At 49.6% G+C, this 19,338-nt stretch carries 17 protein-coding genes and 2 tRNA genes; 8 read left to right on the forward strand and 11 right to left on the reverse strand.

The window, feature by feature from the left end:
• The first annotated feature begins 37 nt into the window (after positions 1-37).
• Together cls and ACMGGS_RS18900 are read left to right on the forward strand one after the other, a co-directional pair.
• Positions 38-1,498, forward strand: a complete 1,461-nt coding sequence (gene cls / locus ACMGGS_RS18895) for a cardiolipin synthase (RefSeq protein WP_414163904.1) — start codon at positions 38-40, stop codon at positions 1,496-1,498.
• A gap of 34 nt (positions 1,499-1,532) precedes the next feature.
• Positions 1,533-1,862, forward strand: coding sequence for an HI1450 family dsDNA-mimic protein (locus ACMGGS_RS18900; RefSeq protein ID WP_414163905.1), 330 nt, complete (start codon positions 1,533-1,535; stop codon positions 1,860-1,862).
• A 25-nt stretch (positions 1,863-1,887) separates the two neighbouring features.
• On the opposite strand, the gene ACMGGS_RS18905 is transcribed toward ACMGGS_RS18900, so the two are convergent.
• From ACMGGS_RS18905 to ACMGGS_RS18935, 7 genes are all read right to left on the reverse strand, one after another.
• Positions 1,888-2,727 (reverse strand): ion transporter, encoded by an 840-nt coding sequence (locus ACMGGS_RS18905; RefSeq protein WP_414163906.1) that lies wholly within the window; start codon positions 2,725-2,727, stop codon positions 1,888-1,890.
• A gap of 47 nt (positions 2,728-2,774) precedes the next feature.
• Complete coding sequence (gene oppF / locus ACMGGS_RS18910) at positions 2,775-3,779, reverse strand: murein tripeptide/oligopeptide ABC transporter ATP-binding protein OppF (RefSeq protein WP_414163907.1); 1,005 nt, start codon at positions 3,777-3,779, stop codon at positions 2,775-2,777.
• A complete protein-coding gene (locus ACMGGS_RS18915; protein WP_414163908.1) occupies positions 3,776-4,780 on the reverse strand; it encodes an ABC transporter ATP-binding protein in 1,005 nt (334 codons plus the stop codon). The genes oppF and ACMGGS_RS18915 overlap by 4 nt, the downstream gene beginning before the upstream one ends.
• 11 nt (positions 4,781-4,791) lie before the next feature.
• Positions 4,792-5,700: an oligopeptide ABC transporter permease OppC gene (gene oppC / locus ACMGGS_RS18920; protein WP_414163909.1), complete on the reverse strand. Its 909-nt coding sequence runs from the start codon at positions 5,698-5,700 to the stop codon at positions 4,792-4,794.
• A 14-nt stretch (positions 5,701-5,714) separates the two neighbouring features.
• Positions 5,715-6,635 carry an oligopeptide ABC transporter permease OppB gene (oppB, locus tag ACMGGS_RS18925; protein ID WP_414163910.1) on the reverse strand — a complete coding sequence of 307 codons (921 nt, stop codon included), beginning with the start codon at positions 6,633-6,635 and terminating at the stop codon, positions 5,715-5,717.
• A gap of 84 nt (positions 6,636-6,719) precedes the next feature.
• Entirely contained in the window at positions 6,720-8,354 is a 1,635-nt protein-coding gene (gene oppA / locus ACMGGS_RS18930) for an oligopeptide ABC transporter substrate-binding protein OppA (protein WP_414163911.1), read from the reverse strand.
• Between the two features lie 774 nt (positions 8,355-9,128).
• Positions 9,129-9,776 carry a YchE family NAAT transporter gene (locus ACMGGS_RS18935; protein WP_414163912.1) on the reverse strand — a complete coding sequence of 216 codons (648 nt, stop codon included), beginning with the start codon at positions 9,774-9,776 and terminating at the stop codon, positions 9,129-9,131.
• 474 nt (positions 9,777-10,250) lie between these two features.
• Between ACMGGS_RS18935 and adhE the strand changes: the two genes are divergently transcribed.
• A complete protein-coding gene (gene adhE / locus ACMGGS_RS18940) occupies positions 10,251-12,929 on the forward strand; it encodes a bifunctional acetaldehyde-CoA/alcohol dehydrogenase (RefSeq protein WP_414163913.1) in 2,679 nt (892 codons plus the stop codon).
• Positions 12,930-13,029: 100 nt separating this feature from the next.
• Here the strand turns inward: adhE and tdk are convergent, their stop codons facing one another.
• Positions 13,030-13,653 (reverse strand): thymidine kinase, encoded by a 624-nt coding sequence (gene tdk, locus ACMGGS_RS18945; protein ID WP_414163914.1) that lies wholly within the window; start codon positions 13,651-13,653, stop codon positions 13,030-13,032.
• A 556-nt stretch (positions 13,654-14,209) separates the two neighbouring features.
• Here tdk and hns point away from each other — a divergent pair.
• Entirely contained in the window at positions 14,210-14,623 is a 414-nt protein-coding gene (hns, locus tag ACMGGS_RS18950; RefSeq protein ID WP_176917904.1) for a histone-like nucleoid-structuring protein H-NS, read from the forward strand.
• Between the two features lie 153 nt (positions 14,624-14,776).
• Here hns and galU read toward each other — a convergent pair whose 3' ends face one another.
• The 3 genes from galU to ACMGGS_RS18965 all read right to left on the reverse strand — a co-directional run bounded on the left by galU (position 14,777) and on the right by ACMGGS_RS18965 (position 17,492).
• A complete protein-coding gene (gene galU / locus ACMGGS_RS18955) occupies positions 14,777-15,685 on the reverse strand; it encodes a UTP--glucose-1-phosphate uridylyltransferase GalU (RefSeq protein WP_414163915.1) in 909 nt (302 codons plus the stop codon).
• A gap of 196 nt (positions 15,686-15,881) precedes the next feature.
• Entirely contained in the window at positions 15,882-16,895 is a 1,014-nt protein-coding gene (gene rssB / locus ACMGGS_RS18960) for a two-component system response regulator RssB (protein WP_414163916.1), read from the reverse strand.
• A gap of 96 nt (positions 16,896-16,991) precedes the next feature.
• The gene (locus tag ACMGGS_RS18965) at positions 16,992-17,492 is read right to left on the reverse strand and encodes a hypothetical protein (RefSeq protein WP_414163917.1); all 501 of its coding nucleotides are present in this window, start codon (positions 17,490-17,492) and stop codon (positions 16,992-16,994) included.
• A gap of 111 nt (positions 17,493-17,603) precedes the next feature.
• On the opposite strand from ACMGGS_RS18965, the gene ACMGGS_RS18970 reads away from it, so the two are divergent.
• From ACMGGS_RS18970 to ACMGGS_RS18985, 4 genes are all read left to right on the forward strand, one after another.
• Positions 17,604-18,062 carry a YchJ family protein gene (locus tag ACMGGS_RS18970; RefSeq protein ID WP_414163918.1) on the forward strand — a complete coding sequence of 153 codons (459 nt, stop codon included), beginning with the start codon at positions 17,604-17,606 and terminating at the stop codon, positions 18,060-18,062.
• Between the two features lie 50 nt (positions 18,063-18,112).
• Positions 18,113-18,955: a formyltetrahydrofolate deformylase gene (purU, locus tag ACMGGS_RS18975; RefSeq protein WP_414163919.1), complete on the forward strand. Its 843-nt coding sequence runs from the start codon at positions 18,113-18,115 to the stop codon at positions 18,953-18,955.
• A 161-nt stretch (positions 18,956-19,116) separates the two neighbouring features.
• Positions 19,117-19,201: transfer RNA gene (locus ACMGGS_RS18980), tRNA-Tyr, on the forward strand.
• A gap of 26 nt (positions 19,202-19,227) precedes the next feature.
• A tRNA-Tyr gene (locus ACMGGS_RS18985) sits at positions 19,228-19,312 on the forward strand.
• Positions 19,313-19,338: the final 26 nt, after the last annotated feature.

Raw genomic sequence — 19,338 nt, forward strand, 5'->3', positions numbered from 1 at the left:
CTCATAACAACACGCAATCAAAAGGATTTTTTTATTTATGACAACCTTCTACACGGTCGTGAGCTGGCTGCTAATCCTGGGATACTGGTTGCTCATCGCGAGTATAACCTTACGCATCCTGATGAAGCGCCGCGCAGTTCCTTCCGCGATGGCATGGCTGTTAATTATCTATATCCTGCCGCTGGTCGGTATTATCGCTTATCTTTCCGTAGGCGAACTGCATCTCGGCAAGCGACGCGCAGAACGCGCCCGGGCAATGTGGCCTTCCACCGCAAAATGGCTTAACGATCTCAAAGCCTGCAAGCATATTTTCGCACAAGAAAATAGTGCTGTTGCCTCATCACTGTTCAAACTCTGTGAGCGCCGCCAGGGCATTGCCGGGGTAAAAGGCAACCAGCTACAGCTATTAACGACCTCCGATGACGTCATGCAGGCACTTATTCGCGACATTCAACTGGCGCGGCATAATATAGAAATGGTGTTTTATATCTGGCAACCAGGCGGGATGGCCGATCAGGTTGCTGAATCGCTGATGGCCGCCGCCCGGCGCGGAGTGCACTGCCGCCTGATGCTGGATTCTGCTGGCAGCGTGGCCTTCTTTCGCAGCCCGTGGGCGAATATGATGCGCAATGCCGGAGTCGAAGTGGTCGAGGCGCTCAAGGTTAATTTAATGCGCGTGTTTTTACGCCGTATGGACCTGCGCCAGCATCGCAAAATGATCATGATTGATAATTATATTGCCTACACCGGCAGTATGAATATGGTCGATCCCCGCTTTTTTAAGCAGGATGCTGGTGTGGGTCAGTGGGTTGATCTGATGGCCCGCATGGAAGGCCCGGTCGCCACGGCAATGGGGATTGTTTATTCATGTGACTGGGAAATTGAGACGGGTAAGCGCATTTTACCGCCTACACCTGATAACAATATCATGCCGTTTGAAGAAGCCAGCGGGCACACAATTCATACCATCGCCTCGGGACCAGGTTTTCCGGAAGATCTTATCCATCAGGCGCTACTCACGGCAGCCTATTCTGCCCGCGAATATTTAATTATGAGTACGCCCTATTTTGTTCCCAGCGACGACCTGCTGCATGCTATCTGTACCGCTGCCCAGCGCGGCGTTGATGTCAGCATCATTTTACCGCGAAAAAATGACTCACTGTTGGTCGGCTGGGCCAGCCGGGCCTTCTTTACCGAGCTACTGGCAGCGGGTGTTAAAATTTATCAGTTTGAAGGCGGCCTGTTGCATACCAAAAGCGTGCTCGTCGATGGTGAACTCAGCCTGGTGGGTACGGTAAACCTGGATATGCGTAGTCTGTGGCTAAACTTTGAAATTACGCTGGTCATCGATGACGCAGGGTTTGGCGGCGATTTAGCCGCCGTTCAGGATGATTATATTTCTCGCTCGCGGTTACTGGATGTTCGATTGTGGGTAAAACGTCCTCTGTGGCAGAGGATCGCTGAGCGACTGTTTTACTTCTTCAGTCCGTTGCTGTAAAACGAGCGCAATAGATAGCTAACAGGTACTTATTATGGATATGGATCTCAATAACCGTCTGACCGAAGACGAAACGCTTGAGCAGGCATACGATATTTTTCTTGAGCTGGCGGCGGATAACCTCGATCCAGCCGATATCATCCTGTTCAATTTACAGTTTGAAGAGCGCGGCGGCGCAGAGTTGTTCGACCCGTCAGAGGACTGGCAGGAGCATGTGGACTTTGATTTAAATCCGGATTTCTTTGCCGAAGTGGTCATTGGCCTTGCTGACACCGATGGCGGCGAGCTTAACGATATTTTTGCGCGCGTACTGTTGTGCCGGGAAAAAGACCACAAGCTGTGCCATATTCTGTGGCGTGAATAATTTCAGGGCAGCGTTGCTGCCCTCTTCATTTATCTTCCGCCAGCGAATGCCCACATGCCTTACAATATTTTGCCGTCATCTCATGACCGTGCTGTTGGCAATGTGGACATATCCTTGCCAGACGACGTTTTTGTATTTCACTGGTCATCTGTGAGGTAATGATGCCAGTCGGGATCGCAATCACGGAATAGCCAATCAGGATAAGTATCGACGCCACCATCCTGCCCGCAGGCGTATGCGGCGCAATATCACCATAGCCGACTGTCGTGACGGTAACGATAGCCCAATAAACAGACGTGCTAAGCGTAGTAAAACCATTCACTGGCCCTTCTATGCCGTACATTAACGCCCCGGCGATGATCATAACGATGGCGATGAAAGAATAAAATAAGATGAGCTGATGACGGGAGTTAACTACTGCTGCCCATAGTCCATTCAGCGCAGGCATCAGTCGCAGTAATTTCAGGATCCGCAGTACGCGAATAACGCGTAACGCTCGCCAGGCAAATACATACTCAATGCCAATCTCTGGCCACAGTAGAATAACGAAGAGCGGCAAGATGGTGATCAGATCGATGATGCCCCAGAAGCCGAAGACATATTTCGCAGGTCCAGGCCAGCTAATCACTCGCAGGCAGTATTCCAGGGTAAAAATAATGGTAAATCCGGCTTCCAGCCAGAGGAAAAAATGCCACTCACTTATGGATAAAGGAAAGGTGGTGCCGATTCCGGATTCAAAGAAAATGGTGATGACACTAAGCAGCGCCAGGAAGCCACACAGCGCTTCGAAGCGACGTCCTGAACGACTGTGGTGATCGAACAATGAATGATAAATGCGCTGACGAATTGTGTGAACAGTAGCCACGCAGCAACCTCATTAAAAGAAGGGCCGACAAATGTCGGCCCTTTTTATTATAACGGGTCGACCTTCAGACAGGACACCGCGTGGCGGAAGCTTCCTTCCAGCACGGGGCGCGTTTTGGCGCATTCCGGTCCGGCAATAGGACAGCGAGTGCGGAAAACGCAGCCAGAAGGCGGATTAATCGGTGAAGGTAACTCCCCCTCCAGCAACTGGATAGTTTTATTCTTTTCCAGATCTGGATCGGGCACCGGCACCGCCGACATCAGCGCCTTAGTATAAGGATGCAGCGGATTGTGATACACCTCGTCATACGTACCCAGTTCTACGGCGTGCCCAAGATACATCACCAGCACACGATCGGAAATGTGTTTGACCACCGCCAGATCGTGCGCAATGAAAATCAGCGACAACCCCATCTCACGCTGCAATTGCTGAAGCAGGTTAACGACCTGCGCCTGAATCGACACATCCAGCGCCGAAACTGGCTCATCACAGATAATCAGTTTCGGCTCAAGAATTAACGCACGCGCAATGCCGATACGCTGGCATTGACCGCCGGAAAACTCGTGCGGATAACGGTTGATCAGATTAGGCAGTAACCCCACTTTCATCATCATGGTTTTCACCCGATCGCGGACTTCCTGGCGCGGCATTTTCGGATGATAGGTGCGCAGCGGTTCAGCAATAATTTCGCCGATGGTCATACGCGGATTCAGTGAGGCCAGCGGATCCTGGAAAATCATCTGGATGTCGCTGCGTACCGCCCGCCACTCGTCTGGCTTCATGCCCAGCAAATCTTTCCCCAGCCAGGCCACTTTACCATCAGTGGCTTTGACCAGACCGATGATAGCGCGCGCGAAGGTTGACTTGCCGCAGCCCGATTCACCTACCACGCCCAGCGTTTCACCTTCGTAAAGGCGCAACGTCACGCCATCGACCGCCTTCAGGGTTTTCGCTGGTTGCCAGAACCACTGTTTGTCATCTTTAATGTCGAAATGCACCTTCAAATCGGCAATTTCGAGCAGCACATTTCTGTTTTCTGTTGCGGCATTCATACCAGTTCCTCCACCGGCTTAAAGCAGGCTCGCAGGCGGCCCGGCGCAAATTCCACCAGCGGTGGCGTGCTATTGCAGATTTCCATCGCGTGCGGACAGCGCGGCTGGAACGGGCAACCTTTCGGCAGGCGCAGCAGGTTTGGCGGGTTGCCGGGGATAGTCAGCAGGGATTCACCTTCGGCGTCGAGTCGTGGAACGGCATTCAGAAGGCCAATGGAGTACGGATGGGCTGGCTGATAGAAAACATCACGAGCGTGACCATATTCCATCGTGCGCCCGGCGTACATCACCAGCACCTTATCACAAATACCAGCAACGACGCCGAGATCGTGGGTGATCATAATAATCGCGGTGTTGAACTCGCGCTTCAGATCATTCAGCAGGGTCATAATCTGGGCCTGAACGGTGACGTCCAGTGCCGTGGTCGGCTCATCCGCAATAAGCAGCTTTGGTTTACACAGCAGTGCCATCGCAATCATCACGCGCTGACGCATGCCACCGGAAAATTCGTGCGGATACATGCGCATACGCTTCCGCGCTTCCGGCATTTTTACCGCGTCCAGCATCTTCACCGACTCTTCAAACGCCTCGGCTTTGCCCATGCCTTTATGCAGCATCAGCACTTCCATCAACTGCTCGTCCACCCGCATATAGGGGTTAAGCGAGGTCATCGGGTCCTGGAAAATCATTGAGATTTGCTTCGCACGCAGCGTGTTCAGTTCGTTCTCGGGTAGATTGAGGATCTGTTTACCATTAAAGCGCGCGGAGCCATCAATGCGGCCATTAGAAGCCAGAAGCCCCATTAACGCGAACGCCGTTTGTGATTTGCCCGAGCCGGACTCGCCAACGATCCCCAGCGTTTCGCCGGCCCGCAGGCTAAAATTGAGATCGTTGACCGCGGTCACATCGCCATCTGGCGTTTTAAATGTCACGCGAAGGTCTTTTACATCCAGCAGCAGGCCAGATTTCTGTTCCACCGGAGAAGTGGCAATAATACTCATGGCGGTGCTCCTTAACGATCTTTCGGGTCGAGGGCATCACGCAGGCCATCGCCGATAAAGTTAAAACAAAACAGGGTCACAACCAGAAAACCTGCCGGAAAGAGTAACAGCCACGGAGAAACTTCCATTGAGTTTGCCCCATCGCTCAACAGCGCCCCCCAACTACTTAACGGCTCTTGCGTGCCAAGACCCAGAAAGCTCAGGAACGATTCAAACAGAATCATGCTTGGCACCAGCAGTGAAGCGTAAACCACCACTACGCCCAGCACGTTGGGCACAATATGCCGTACCACGATATTCGCCGTGGAAACGCCACCAACCTGCGCCGCTTCGATAAACTCTTTCCGTTTCAGACTGAGCGTCTGGCCGCGCACGATACGCGCCATATCCAGCCAGGAAACCATACCGATAGCGACAAAAATCAGCAGGATATTTTGCCCAAAGAAGGTCACCAGCAGAATGACAAAGAACATGAACGGAAAGGAGTTGAGGATCTCCAGCATACGCATCATTACCGAGTCAATTTTCCCGCCGAGATAACCGGAGAGCGAACCGTAAAGCGTACCGACAATGACCGCCACCAGCGCGGCCGCAATACCGACCATCAGAGAAATGCGGCCACCAATAGCGACGCGCACCAGTAGATCGCGTCCCGAGGAGTCAGTGCCAAAATAGTGCCCTGACGCCATATCCGGTGCCGCTGACATCATCTCCCAGTCGGTATCAAAATAGGTAAACTGCGACAACATGGGGGCTAAAATGACAAACAATGCGATAACAATCAGCATAATTAAGCTGGCGACGGCCGCACGGTTATGGACAAAGCGTCGCTGGGCATCCTGCCATAAACTACGCCCTTCAATGTCGAGTTTTTCACTGAAGTTTTCCAGCGCCTCGCTGTTTTTCTTACTTAACATCATGGCGAACTCCAGCGTCAGTAACGAATTTTCGGGTCGATAACGGCATACAGCACATCGACAACCGCGTTAAACAAAATAGTCAGCGCCCCCACCAGGATCGTCAGGCTCAATACCAGCGAATAATCGCGGTTCAATGCACCGTTAACGAATAACTGGCCGATCCCCGGCAGACCATAAATGGTTTCAATGACCATTGAGCCGGTAATGATGCCAACAAACGCCGGCCCCATATATGACAATACCGGTAACAGCGCGGGTTTTAACGCATGACGGATAATAATGCGCCGCATCGGCAATCCTTTCGCTTTCGCGGTGCGGATAAAGTTAGAATGCAGCACTTCAATCATGGAGCCACGCGTGATACGCGCAATGCTGGCAATATAGGCCAGAGATAACGCGACCATCGGCAGGATCATATAAATGAGCGCCCCACCGTTCCAGCCGCCACCGGGTAACCATTTAAGGGTGATGGCAAATATCATCACCAATAACGGCGCAACGACAAAGCTCGGGATAACCACCCCGGTCATCGCTACCCCCATGACGGAATAATCCCATTTGGTATTTTGCTTCAGTGCGGCAATCACACCGGCAGAAACACCGAGGATCACCGCCAGGAAAAACGCCGCAGCTCCAAGCTTTGCCGAGACCGGAAAGCTGGCCGCCACCAGATCGTTAACCGAATAATCTTTGTACTTAAACGACGGTCCAAAATCGCCGTGCGCAAGCTGCTTCAGATAATTGAAGTATTGCGTGGAGATAGGATCGTTCAGGTGATATTTCGCTTCAATATTTGCCATCACTTCTGGCGGCAGCGTCCGTTCCCCGGTAAAAGGACTTCCCGGAGCGAGGCGCATCATAAAAAACGAAATCGTAATAAGAATAAATAGCGTCGGAATCGCTTCCAGACAGCGACGTAGAATAAATTTCAACATTGCCCATACCTTCTGGCGTGTGCCTTTGTAGTGCGATGAAATAAGACACTGCGGGACAGACACACGCTGCCCCGCTTATTGCCATTAGTGCTTAATAATGTACATATCTTTGGTGTAGAGATCGTCCATCGGATCTTTACCGGAATAGCCGCCGACCCAGGGTTTGACCAGGCGAGCATTCACGTAGTAATAGACCGGAACAATGGCGCTATCTTTACCTAACTGCTGCTCGGCTTTGTCGTACAACTCAGTACGTTTTGCTTCGTCAGTCGCTTTAACAGCCTCGGCCATGATGCTGTCAAACGCCGGGCTCTTATAATGGGCGGTGTTCATGGAACTACCAGAGAGCATGGTATTCAGGAAGGATGTAGGTTCGTTATAGTCCGCACACCACCCTGCACGCGCAACATCATAGGTTCCCTGATGGCGGGTATCGAGGAATGTTTTCCACTCCTGGTTAACCAGTTTGACGTTCACACCCAGATTTTTCTTCCAGATCGAGGCGGCGGCAATGGCCAGTTTTTTGTGCAGATCGGAGGTGTTGTATAACAGGTTAAAGGTCAGAGGTTTGTCTGCCGTGTAGCCCGCTTCTGCCAACAGTTTTTTAGCTTCTTCGTTACGTTTAGCCTGAGTCCAGGTAAACCACTCCGGCTTGGTCAGTTTGGCACCATCGGTATAGGGCGGAGTATAACCGTAAGCTGGCAAATCGCCCTGCGCTTTCACTTTATTAGTGATGATATCGCGATCCAGACCCAGCTTCAGCGCAGTACGTACACGTGCGTCGGTAAATGGTGCTTTCTGGTTATTGATTTCGTAATAATAGGTGCACAGATACGGGTCAACGTGCACTTCTTTCGGGATCTCTTTCTTCAGTTTTTGAAAAAGCTCGATCGGCAGATTGTTATAGGTCATATCGATTTCGCCGCTGCGATAGCGGTTAACATCGGTAACTTCTGAGGAGATGGGCAGATAGGTGACCTGGTCGATGGCGGTTTTCGCGTTATTCCAGTAGTTCGTATTACGCTCCATCACAATACGTTCGTTGACGACCCAATCTTTTAGTTTATAGGCGCCGTTAGAAACAATGTTCGCAGGCTGGGTCCACTTCTCGCCGAATTTATCAATGGCGGTTTTATTTACCGGCGACATGGCCGGGTTAACCAGCAGCTTGTAAAAATACGGCACCGGTTCGCTGAGGGTCACTTCCAGCGTATTGGCATCAATCGCTTTCACACCCAGTTCAGACGGCTTTTTCTTACCCTCAACGATTTCATCAACGTTGAGGATATGGCCATACTGCGGATAACTGGCGTAAGGTGAAGCGGTATTAGGATCGACCAGACGCTGCCAGCTATAGACAAAATCCTCGGCAGTAACAGGCTCACCGTTAGACCATTTGGCGTCTTTACGTAAGTGGAAGGTCCAGACTTTAAAATCTTTGTTGTCCCAGCTTTCGGCCACGCCCGGAACCGGGTGCCCGTCAACAGGTGATGTCACCAGTAGACCTTCAAACAGATCGCGGCTCACGTTTGCTTCAGGAACCCCTTCAATCTTATTCGGATCCAGCGACTGTGGTTCAGCGCCATTGTTACGGATCATAGTTTGCTTTTCAGCAAGCGTAACGCCTGCCGGGACATCTGCCGCAAAAGCAACATTTCCTGCGATAAGCGCTGCTAAAACGCCCGCCGCAACCAGACTTTTTTTTGTGATGATGGACATTGTGTTAAGACTCCAATAATTATAATTACTGGCCCAGGGCCAGCCTCTTCAGTTCCCGTTAGGGTTCCCGGTCAATGCAGGAGCTTTTAGCGACTGCCGGGCTGCTTTTCTTGCTGCTATCACCGACTTATTTATTACGGTTGGCTCTGATGGCAACCTTATGTCGATTCCTTTATATGTCTCCCCTGTCGAGACATATTCATTTACCGTGTAAGACAAGCTATTTGAAAATAATTCTCATCTACGCAAGTTCTGCTGCAAATTAGCTGGCCGGAAAGTATCAAATGCCTTCGTGCGCCGCCAATATAATTTGCAAATTTGTTAACTAATTCTCTTTTACGCCACGCCATGTCGCTTCAAAAGCGGCTTAAAAATAGACAACTCAGGTAAAAAAACATTCTTTTTCAAACAAATAGCGATTTCCCGCTCGCAGAAACGCAATGTCATGGTGTCATGAGGCGGCATTTTGCAAAAAATTAACATTTGCTTACTATTTAGCACATTTGTCTGCGAGAACGTTGAATTAACTAATATCATTTCAATTATCCGGGAGCAAGCCCCAGAGTGTGATGTGAGAAAAATAACAGCCTGCCAGCTGATAATTCAGGCAACTCACCGCACGCTATAATTTTAAGGTGTTGATAAGTAATGAACTTGCCTGATAATGGATTTTATTATGAATACGTACAAATCCGGCTTTATATATACGCTTTGCTAATAATGGCGCAAACGACAGCAGTATCGTTTGCGCAAAAGAGGACGATAAGGAAGGGGTTAGTGAACAAGGCCGGGGAAGATGCTCTTTATGCCAGTGACAATAAACTCAATGCCCAGCGCCATAAGCAACAGCCCCATAATACGCGTGATAACGTTGATGCCTGTTTGACCCAGCAGCCTGACCAGCCACGGCGCCATACGGAAAACGCTCCAGCAACAAAACGCAAATAGAGCAATTGCCACGGAGAAACCAAGCAGATGCATCAGATTGTGGTAGCGAGTCCCCCAGACAATAGTCGAACTGATCGCCCCCGGGCCCGCCATTAATGGCAATGCCAGCGGAACTACACCGACGCTTTCGCGGATAGCGGTTTCTGATTTTTCCTGTTTGTTCTGCTTGTCTTCACCCAACTTCCCGCTGATCATCGACATGGCGATGGTCACGACCAGGATCCCGCCAGCAATGCGGAAAGAATCGATGGAAATGCCAAATAGCTGAAGGATACTGTCGCCAAGAAATAGTGAAATCCAGAGAATGATGGCGACGGAAAGATTGGCGGTCAGGTTGGTTTTATTACGCGCGCCTGCCGTCTGATAACTGGTCATGCTTATAAAGACGGGCATGATCCCTATCGGGTTAACCAGTGCGAAAAGACCAATAAAAAACTTAAAATAAGTAGGGAAATCGAACAGCGATTGGCTCACGACTGGCTCCGCACCTTCATCAAAAGTGGTAGTTGACGACACGTTATTATAATTCCGCGCCGAAGATACGCTTTTTGTCAGAACACTTCACTACAAATCTGCCAAAAAAACCTGATATTCCACCGTGTTATATATTTGTGTTGGTTATGATAACGTGGATTAGGTAATCACTGTAAATATTTAACACTTGATACATAACCGCTAAAACAGCCTGCTGAAAGGTGTCAGCTTTGCTTAAACTTGATGTAGATCACGTATTTCATACTCAGAAGTGAGTAATCTTACTGACACCGCCAGGGAGCAAAGCTAAATGCAAGGTGGTGCGTCAAGTGAAGCTGTTTTAGTAAATCAGTAAATCAAGTGTAAGAAAGCCGTTGTTTTGTAAGTGCTTACGCAAGCAGTGCCGGGTCTGTCTATACTGACCAATTAGGCCAGTGATTTACTAAAAAAGTTTAACATTATCAGGAGACCATTATGGCTGTTACTAATGTCGCTGAACTTAACGCACTCGTAGAGCGTGTAAAAAAAGCCCAGCGTGAATATGCCAGTTTCACTCAAGAACAAGTCGATAAGATCTTCCGCGCTGCTGCTCTGGCCGCCGCTGATGCTCGTATCCCTCTCGCTAAAATGGCCGTTGCCGAATCTGGCATGGGTATCGTTGAAGATAAAGTGATTAAAAACCACTTTGCTTCTGAGTATATCTACAATGCCTATAAAGATGAAAAAACCTGTGGTGTTCTGTCTGAAGATGACACTTTTGGTACTATCACCATCGCTGAACCTATCGGCATCATCTGCGGTATCGTGCCGACAACCAACCCAACTTCAACAGCTATCTTTAAATCGCTGATCAGTCTCAAGACCCGTAACGCTATCATCTTCTCTCCACACCCGCGTGCTAAAGATGCAACCAACAAGGCTGCTGACATCGTTCTGCAAGCGGCTATTGCTGCGGGTGCACCGAAAGATCTGATTGGCTGGATTGACCAACCGTCTGTTGAACTGTCTAACGCCTTGATGCATCACCCTGACATCAACCTGATCCTGGCGACCGGTGGTCCGGGCATGGTTAAAGCGGCGTATAGTTCCGGTAAACCGGCTATCGGCGTTGGTGCGGGTAACACCCCGGTTGTGATTGATGAAACCGCTGATATCAAACGTGCTGTTGCTTCAATCCTGATGTCCAAAACCTTTGATAACGGTGTTATCTGTGCGTCTGAACAGTCTGTTATCGTTGTTGACTCTGTTTATGATGCGGTACGCGAACGTTTCGCCAGCCACGGTGCTTACATGCTTCAGGGCAGCGAACTGAAAGCCGTACAGAACGTGATTCTGAAAAACGGCGCGCTGAATGCCGGCATCGTAGGTCAGGCAGCGTATAAAATTGCTGAACTGGCAGGCTTTAGCGTTCCGGTTAACACCAAAATTCTGGTGGGTGAAGTTACCGTTGTTGACGAAAGCGAGCCGTTTGCTCACGAAAAACTGTCTCCGACGCTGGCAATGTATCGTGCAAAAGATTTCGACGATGCGGTTGTTAAAGCAGAAAAACTGGTTGCCATGGGCGGTATCGGCCACACGTCTTGTCTCTACACCGATCAGGACAACCAACCTGAGCGCGTTCAGAAGTTTGGCGCTGAAATGAAAACCGCACGTATCCTGATTAACACCCCTGCTTCTCAGGGTGGTATCGGTGACCTGTATAACTTTAAACTCGCGCCTTCCCTGACTCTGGGTTGTGGTTCATGGGGTGGTAACTCCATCTCTGAAAACGTTGGTCCGAAACACCTGATCAACAAGAAAACCGTTGCTAAGCGAGCTGAAAACATGTTGTGGCATAAACTTCCGAAATCCATCTACTTCCGCCGTGGCTCGCTGCCAATCGCGCTGGACGAATTGATTACTGATGGTCACAAACGCGCACTGATCGTGACTGACCGCTTCCTGTTCAACAACGGTTATGCCGATCAGATCACTTCTGTACTGAAAGCTGCGGGTGTTGAAACTGAAGTCTTCTTCGAAGTGGAAGCAGATCCGACACTGACTATCGTGCGTAAAGGCGCAGACCTGGCGAATTCCTACAAACCAGATGTGATCATCGCGCTGGGTGGTGGTTCCCCGATGGACGCCGCTAAAATCATGTGGGTAATGTACGAGCATCCGGAAACTCACTTCGAAGAACTGGCACTGCGCTTTATGGATATCCGTAAACGTATCTACAAGTTCCCGAAAATGGGCGTGAAAGCAAAAATGGTTGCTATCACCACCACCTCTGGTACAGGTTCTGAAGTTACCCCGTTTGCGGTTGTAACCGACGACGCCACTGGCCAGAAATACCCGCTGGCAGACTATGCCCTGACTCCGGATATGGCGGTTGTTGACGCTAATCTCGTTATGGAAATGCCGAAATCACTGTGTGCATTCGGTGGTCTGGATGCGGTGACTCACGCCCTGGAAGCTTACGTTTCTGTACTGGCGTCTGAGTTCTCTGACGGTCAGTCTCTGCAAGCGCTGAAACTGCTGAAAGAAAACCTGCCGGCGTCTTACCATGAAGGTTCTAAAAACCCGATTGCTCGTGAACGTGTTCACAGTGCCGCTACTATCGCCGGTATCGCGTTTGCCAACGCCTTCCTCGGTGTATGTCACTCAATGGCGCACAAACTGGGTTCACAGTTCCACATTCCGCACGGTCTGGCCAACGCCCTGCTGATCAGCAACGTTATTCGCTATAACGCGAATGATAACCCGACTAAGCAGACTGCATTCAGCCAGTACGACCGTCCGCAGGCACGTCGTCGTTATGCCGAAATTGCCGACCATCTGGGTCTGAGCGCACCGGGCGACCGTACTGCGGCTAAGATTGCCAAACTGCTGGCATGGCTGGAAGAAATCAAAGCTGACCTGGGTATTCCTAAATCTATCCGCGAAGCTGGCGTACAGGAAGCAGACTTCCTGGCTCACGTTGACAAGCTTTCTGAAGATGCCTTCGATGACCAGTGTACCGGTGCTAACCCGCGCTACCCGCTGATCGCCGAGCTGAAACAGATCCTGCTTGATACCTTCTACGGACGTGAATACACCGAAGGGACGCCTGCTGAGAAAGCTGTTGTCGCTCCGGCAGTGAAAGCTGATAAAAAAGCGAAAAAAACCGCTTAAGTGATTAGCTAAAAACGTAACAAAAAGCCCCGTCACTGACGGGGCTTTTTTTATGTCTATAAAAGAGCGCCTGTAACGGGTTGCTACAGGCGTATAGGGGTTAGCGTGCAGAATGACGATGGCGTTCCTGTATCGCGCTTAGAGAGCCTGTATGGAGCGCTTCTTTATAATGTTTGCGACATACCGAGATATAACGCTCATTGCCGCCAATCACCACCTGCTCACCCTCATTATATGGCCGCCCCGCCTGATCGAGGCGTAGCACCATGCTGGCTTTACGTCCGCAGAAGCAAATGGTTTTTAGTTCAACCAGTTTATCCGCCCAGGCGAGAAGATACTGGCTCCCGACAAACAACTCACCACGAAAATCCGTTCTTAGCCCGTAACACAGCACCGGAATATCAAGACTATCCACGACCTCAGAAAGCTCAAGAACATGCTGACGCGTAAGGAACTGACATTCATCAACCAGAACGCAATGAATGCTTTCCTGCGCATGCTCCGCACTGATTTCAGCCAGTAATGACGTATTCTGGTTAAACAGCTTAGCGGGCGATGACAGGCCAATTCTGGAACTTACCTTACCTGAACCAAAGCGGTTATCAATTTCTGCGGTATATACTACTGCCCGCATACCACGTTCCTGGTAATTGTATGATGACTGCAGCAACGCAGTCGATTTCCCTGCATTCATTGCTGAATAGTAGAAATATAGTTGTGCCATTGGCCGCATAACCCCAATCAAAGTGTAATAATAGCGGCGCGAGTGTAGCATATTTTTTGCCTGTACTATGTGACCTCGTTAAACAGAAAACGCCTGTTCCGGATGGTGCAATGTCGGGAGATATAGTGACGACAAGCACTATCATGATGCAATAGCGCATTAATGCCGGCGCGGGTTCTTCATTACATTCTTCTAACAACCCTACCCTTTCTTTGATTTTACCAGCGAAAGGGGTACAGGCTATTTTGCTTTCTGCTCGCAAAAGTATCGATTTGCTAATACTCAGGCACCGTATTTATCCGCGGGGACTATAATTTGTTGTGAAACAGTCCAAAAAAAATCATATGTCATCAGGGGTTAACCATGTTCTTTATCGCTCGCTATATGAATAGCGAAAGCGTGATAGCGAGCAAAATTTAAGTTAACAGGAATTACAATCGTGAAAAATAATAGACAATTTTGAGTTCCTTACATTTCTCCCTATTGCACAACTCCAATTATCGCTCTATTATTAGCTTAACAAACCACCCCACAATATAAGTTTGAGATTACTACAATGAGCGAAGCACTTAAAATTCTGAACAACATCCGTACTCTTCGTGCTCAGGCCAGAGAATGTACCCTTGAGACACTGGAAGAGATGCTGGAAAAATTAGAAGTAGTCGTTAACGAACGTCGTGAAGAAGATACTGCTGCTGCTGCGGAAGTTGAAGAACGCACGCGTAAACTGCAGCAATATCGTGAAATGCTGATTGCTGATGGTATCGATCCTAATGAATTGCTGAACAGCATCACCGCAGCAAAAACGGGTACTAAAGCAAAACGCGCTGCACGTCCGGCTAAATATAGCTACACCGATGAAAACGGTGAAACTAAAACCTGGACCGGCCAGGGTCGTACTCCTGCGGTAATCAAAAAAGCAATGGACGAGCAAGGTAAACAGCTGGACGATTTCTTGATCAAAAATTAATCTCGCTGCTTCCACAATCCCGCTACGGCGGGATTTTTTTTGTCTGAATAAAGGGATGATGCCGCCCTGCCGTGCTCGTTTTACCGGACAGTTTATTTTGCGGGCATAAAAAAACCGGGATCATGCGTCCCGGTTTTTTCTGATATGAAAAGACTACTTTGATACGCCCACGGTATCTTCGAGCCAGGCTTTAAATTCTTCGCCCAGTGAGTTATGGCGGATACCATACTCAACGAAAGCTTGCATATAACCCAGTTTATTACCACAGTCGTGGCTTTTGCCTTTCATGTGATAAGCTTCAACGGTTTCTTTCTCGATCAACATATCAATCGCGTCCGTCAACTGAATTTCGTCACCCGCACCTGGAGGCGTTTTAGCCAGTAACGCCCAAATCTCAGCGCTAAGCACATAGCGGCCTACGACAGCGAGATTCGACGGCGCAACGTTTGCTTTTGGTTTCTCAACCACGCCCACCATCGGCACGCTTTCACCCGCCTGCAGCGCGACACCTTTACAGTCAACGACACCGTAAGCAGTAACGTCATCAACCGGTTCAACCATAATCTGACTACAGCCCGTCTCATCGAAACGTTTAATCATTTCAGCCAGGTTATCCTGAGAAAGATCGGATTCGAATTCATCCAGAATAACGTCTGGCAGAATAACGGCGACTGGCTCGTCACCAACAACCGGCTGCGCGCAAAGCACCGCATGACCCAGCCCTTTAGCCAGACCCTGGCGAACCTGCATAATGGTAACGTGCGGGGGGCAAATAGATTGTACTTCTTCCAGCAGCTGACGTTTAACGCGTTTTTCCAGCATCGCTTCAAGTTCAAAACTGGTATCGAAGTGGTTCTCAATCGAATTTTTGGAGGAGTGCGTGACCAGTACGATTTCCGTAATACCTGCCGCGATGCATTCATTCACTACATATTGAATGAGCGGTTTATCAACCAGCGGTAACATCTCTTTGGGGATAGCCTTGGTTGCTGGCAACATCCTCGTGCCCAATCCCGCAACCGGGATAACGGCCTTTTTGACTTTTGAATTTAAAGCAGCCATTGAACTCTCCTGAAGTGTTCGAAATCTGAACTTCTCATTAATAAATTAACGCGTTGAGTATATCAGCACCGGAAGGCAATCCTGGTCTGAAACAGACGCGGTAAGCTCGAATTAGGATTTTTACGCATTAACATAAGCATAGTACCACCGCGATAGATTGGCAGGTAAACCTATCGCAAGGGTAAATTTCATTTGTTCATTCTGCAGACAGCATTAAACGCAAACGACCGCCAGCGCCCCAAATCTGACACTGCCATGCTTCGCTGCGCTGGCTGATTTGATTGAAATACGTATTACCCAGCGTCCCGAGCGGAACGCCGGTACTGATCTGCACCTGATGATCGCCGGTATTTAATGTTCCATTAAGACCGGCAGAGACGAGAATTAAGTTTTTTAATCCGCTGTGGTAATAACCAATAAATAGCGGAAACTGACCGGGCAAATTGGCCTGACGCAACAAATTATTCACCTGCTTCAGCAAACTGCCCATTTCTGGCAAACGCTGACGTTGTTGTGACAGCTGCTCCTGAAGAAGCCCGTTAAATAACGCCCGTAATAACAGGGCCGCCAGCACGCCGTTGTCCCCTGCTCGCGTGACATCAAGGCAGTAGAACGCAAGGTCATCATCCGAAAGTGGAGCGATATCCAGCACCAGTCCCGGTTGCTCGGCAGCGACCAGCTGGCGATAATTTATGCGGCAATGCGAAAGCACCTGCTGAACCGGCGGTTGCAGCTCCTGAAGTAGTTTCGCGGCAGCTGCGGGATCGCTCACAAGGGCGTCCCAGTCTTCAAACAGACGTTCCTCTTCTTCAACCCGGGAATTAAACATATCAGGATAGAGGCAGGCAAAAACCGTTTCGCGCAGGCGTTTGAAATCTTTGACCGGCTTTAACAGGACATCCTGGACCCCGATACGCAGCGCGCGGGCGATATCAGACATGTTCTCGGTTGCTGAGATTACGAGGATAGGCAACGGATCGCCCGCATTACGCAGATGCTCAATCAGCTTAAGCCCGTTCATCCGCGGCATCGCGATATCGCAGATCATCAGATCGATCTGCTGGTTGGCCATTTTCTCAATGGCGTCCATACCATCCTCGGCAAGCAGAGTGCTCGCCCCCAGTGACAATAACCAACTGTCCAGCAAAGTACGGAAAACGGGTTCGTCTTCAACGATGAGAATATGTTTTCCCGCCAGTGGCTGTGTCATGGTATCTCCTCTGACTTGCGATAACGTAATACTGGCATGCTATCTGCGCTATCGCTTGTCAGAATTTGCTGAAGTATTCTTAAAAACACAGCACGCTTAAACATTGCAAACAACCACAGATTTGTTATTTAGAATTTTTTCTCCAGCGGACAACATCATGACTGCACGAAAAGGCACATGCATAAGCGATTCACCGGAACAAATATTATGATGGAAAAGTTGTAACAAAATATCAACCTTTAGCTGACATTTGCCTGTAACTTTTTGCCATCGGCTTGCGCTGACGCTCAGTTTGCCACGGCTGGCGCGGCGTAGCGACAGAAAGCGCTTATTATCGTCATCCTGCTGCGAATCAAAATAGCCAGACAGGAAAAAAAGGTGGGTTGAGAAAGCCATTGCGCCCGGAGAAAATAGCCTTGTAAAAAACACGGAAATAAAATGACTGCCAACACTGGTTTCTATCAGCCAACAAACTAAAAAATTTGCGCCAATATAAATTTGATTACCTGATTTTGGCGGAACTCCCCCCGTCTTGGACGGTGAACGGCTCCGGATAACACCACAATTACGCGTTATCCCCATCGTCATCATTTTCATTGTGACCGGCAGATATCTCCCCAGCTTCTCGCGTGCAACATTGGCATCGCTCAGTTAACATAATGCTACCTGGCGTACTGACGCCGTTATCATTTTTCCAAGGTGACAATTTTGTTAAAACTCTGTCCCTGTGGCAGCGCTGTCGAGTATAGCCTATGTTGCCAACAATTTGTGTCCGGCGAGCAGGATGCGCCAGATCCATCACATCTTATGCGCTCTCGTTACAGCGCATTTGTGATGAAAAATGCCGATTACCTGATTAATACCTGGCACCCTTCCTGCCAGGCAAGCGCGTTTCGCCAGGAGATCGAAAGCGGATTTGCCCATACCCAATGGCAGGGACTAACGGTATTTTCCACGGAAGAGAGCGCCTCCGCGGACGAAGGCTTTGTCAGCTTCGTGGCAAAATACAGCGAGAACGGCAAGCCCGGCGTCATCATTGAACGTTCGCGATTCTTAAAGGAAGACGGAAAGTGGTATTATATCGACGGGACCCGTCCGCAGTTTGGTCGAAACGACCCCTGCCCTTGCGGGTCAGGTAAAAAATTTAAAAAGTGCTGTGGACAATAGCCAGGCCCCGCACAACAAACGCCAACACCTTCAACAGGATTTTCCCTGCAATGCATTCACTACAACGTAAAGTACTGCGCACTATCTGCCCCGATCAGAAAGGATTAATCGCGCGGATCACCAATATTTGCTATAAGCACGAACTTAACATTGTGCAGAACAACGAATTTGTCGATCACCGTACCGGGCGCTTTTTTATGCGCACCGAACTCGAAGGGATCTTCAACGACACCACTCTGCTTGCCGACCTCGACAGTGCCTTACCGGAAGGATCGATACGTGAATTAAATCCGGCCGGTCGTCGCCGCATTGTTATTCTGGTCACTAAAGAGGCGCATTGCCTGGGCGATCTGCTGATGAAAGCCAACTATGGTGGCCTGGACGTCGATATTGCCGCCGTCATCGGTAATCATGAGACGCTACGCACGCTGGTAGAACGTTTTGAGATCCCGTTTGAGCTGGTGAGCCATGAAGGCCATACCCGTGAAGAACACGATCAACTGATGGCCGATGCGATTGAAGCGCACCAGCCTGATTATGTCGTCCTGGCAAAATACATGCGCGTCCTGACGCCTGAGTTTGTCTCTCGCTTCCCGAACAAAATTATCAATATTCATCACTCCTTCCTGCCCGCTTTTATTGGCGCTCGCCCTTATCATCAGGCATACGAGCGTGGCGTGAAGATCATCGGTGCCACCGCGCATTACGTGAATGACAATCTGGATGAAGGCCCCATCATCATGCAGGATGTCATTCATGTGGATCACACCTACACGGCTGAAGATATGATGCGTGCCGGGCGCGACGTGGAGAAAAATGTGTTAAGCCGCGCGCTTTATCAGGTTCTGGCCCAGCGGGTATTTGTCTACGGTAACCGGACGATTATTCTTTAATCGGTAATGAAATGAATTGATTAGCATTGCTGCGTTACGGATGAAAAGTACGCAAACGATTCATGTTGAGCAAAGGAATGCTTTACAGCGGCGCGTCATTTGATATGATGCGCCCCGCTTCCCAAACTGGAAGCAGGCCAGAGTAATATGCATTACCCCGTGGTGGGGTTCCCGAGCGGCCAAAGGGAGCAGACTGTAAATCTGCCGTCATCGACTTCGAAGGTTCGAATCCTTCCCCCACCACCATTTTCAAATCACTGAGCATTACCCCTGGTGGGGTTCCCGAGCGGCCAAAGGGAGCAGACTGTAAATCTGCCGTCACAGACTTCGAAGGTTCGAATCCTTCCCCCACCACCATCCTTTCCAGAAAACACTAAACTTAA

The sequence above is a fragment of the Superficieibacter sp. BNK-5 genome (genome assembly GCF_047456055.1).
In the GTDB taxonomy this organism is placed as follows: domain Bacteria; phylum Pseudomonadota; class Gammaproteobacteria; order Enterobacterales; family Enterobacteriaceae; genus Superficieibacter.

Excerpts from the sequence above, each read along its gene's own strand:
- cls (WP_414163904.1), top strand. The coding sequence starts at position 38 with ATGACAACCTTCTACACGGTCGTGAGCTGGCTGCTAATCCTGGGATAC.
- ACMGGS_RS18900 (WP_414163905.1), top strand. The coding sequence starts at position 1,533 with ATGGATATGGATCTCAATAACCGTCTGACCGAAGACGAAACGCTTGAG.
- oppF (WP_414163907.1), bottom strand. The coding sequence starts at position 3,779 with ATGAATGCCGCAACAGAAAACAGAAATGTGCTGCTCGAAATTGCCGAT.
- ACMGGS_RS18915 (WP_414163908.1), bottom strand. The coding sequence starts at position 4,780 with ATGAGTATTATTGCCACTTCTCCGGTGGAACAGAAATCTGGCCTGCTG.
- oppC (WP_414163909.1), bottom strand. The coding sequence starts at position 5,700 with ATGATGTTAAGTAAGAAAAACAGCGAGGCGCTGGAAAACTTCAGTGAA.
- oppB (WP_414163910.1), bottom strand. The coding sequence starts at position 6,635 with ATGTTGAAATTTATTCTACGTCGCTGTCTGGAAGCGATTCCGACGCTA.
- oppA (WP_414163911.1), bottom strand. The coding sequence starts at position 8,354 with ATGTCCATCATCACAAAAAAAAGTCTGGTTGCGGCGGGCGTTTTAGCA.
- adhE (WP_414163913.1), top strand. The coding sequence starts at position 10,251 with ATGGCTGTTACTAATGTCGCTGAACTTAACGCACTCGTAGAGCGTGTA.
- tdk (WP_414163914.1), bottom strand. The coding sequence starts at position 13,653 with ATGGCACAACTATATTTCTACTATTCAGCAATGAATGCAGGGAAATCG.
- hns (WP_176917904.1), top strand. The coding sequence starts at position 14,210 with ATGAGCGAAGCACTTAAAATTCTGAACAACATCCGTACTCTTCGTGCT.
- galU (WP_414163915.1), bottom strand. The coding sequence starts at position 15,685 with ATGGCTGCTTTAAATTCAAAAGTCAAAAAGGCCGTTATCCCGGTTGCG.
- rssB (WP_414163916.1), bottom strand. The coding sequence starts at position 16,895 with ATGACACAGCCACTGGCGGGAAAACATATTCTCATCGTTGAAGACGAA.
- ACMGGS_RS18965 (WP_414163917.1), bottom strand. The coding sequence starts at position 17,492 with ATGAAAATGATGACGATGGGGATAACGCGTAATTGTGGTGTTATCCGG.
- purU (WP_414163919.1), top strand. The coding sequence starts at position 18,113 with ATGCATTCACTACAACGTAAAGTACTGCGCACTATCTGCCCCGATCAG.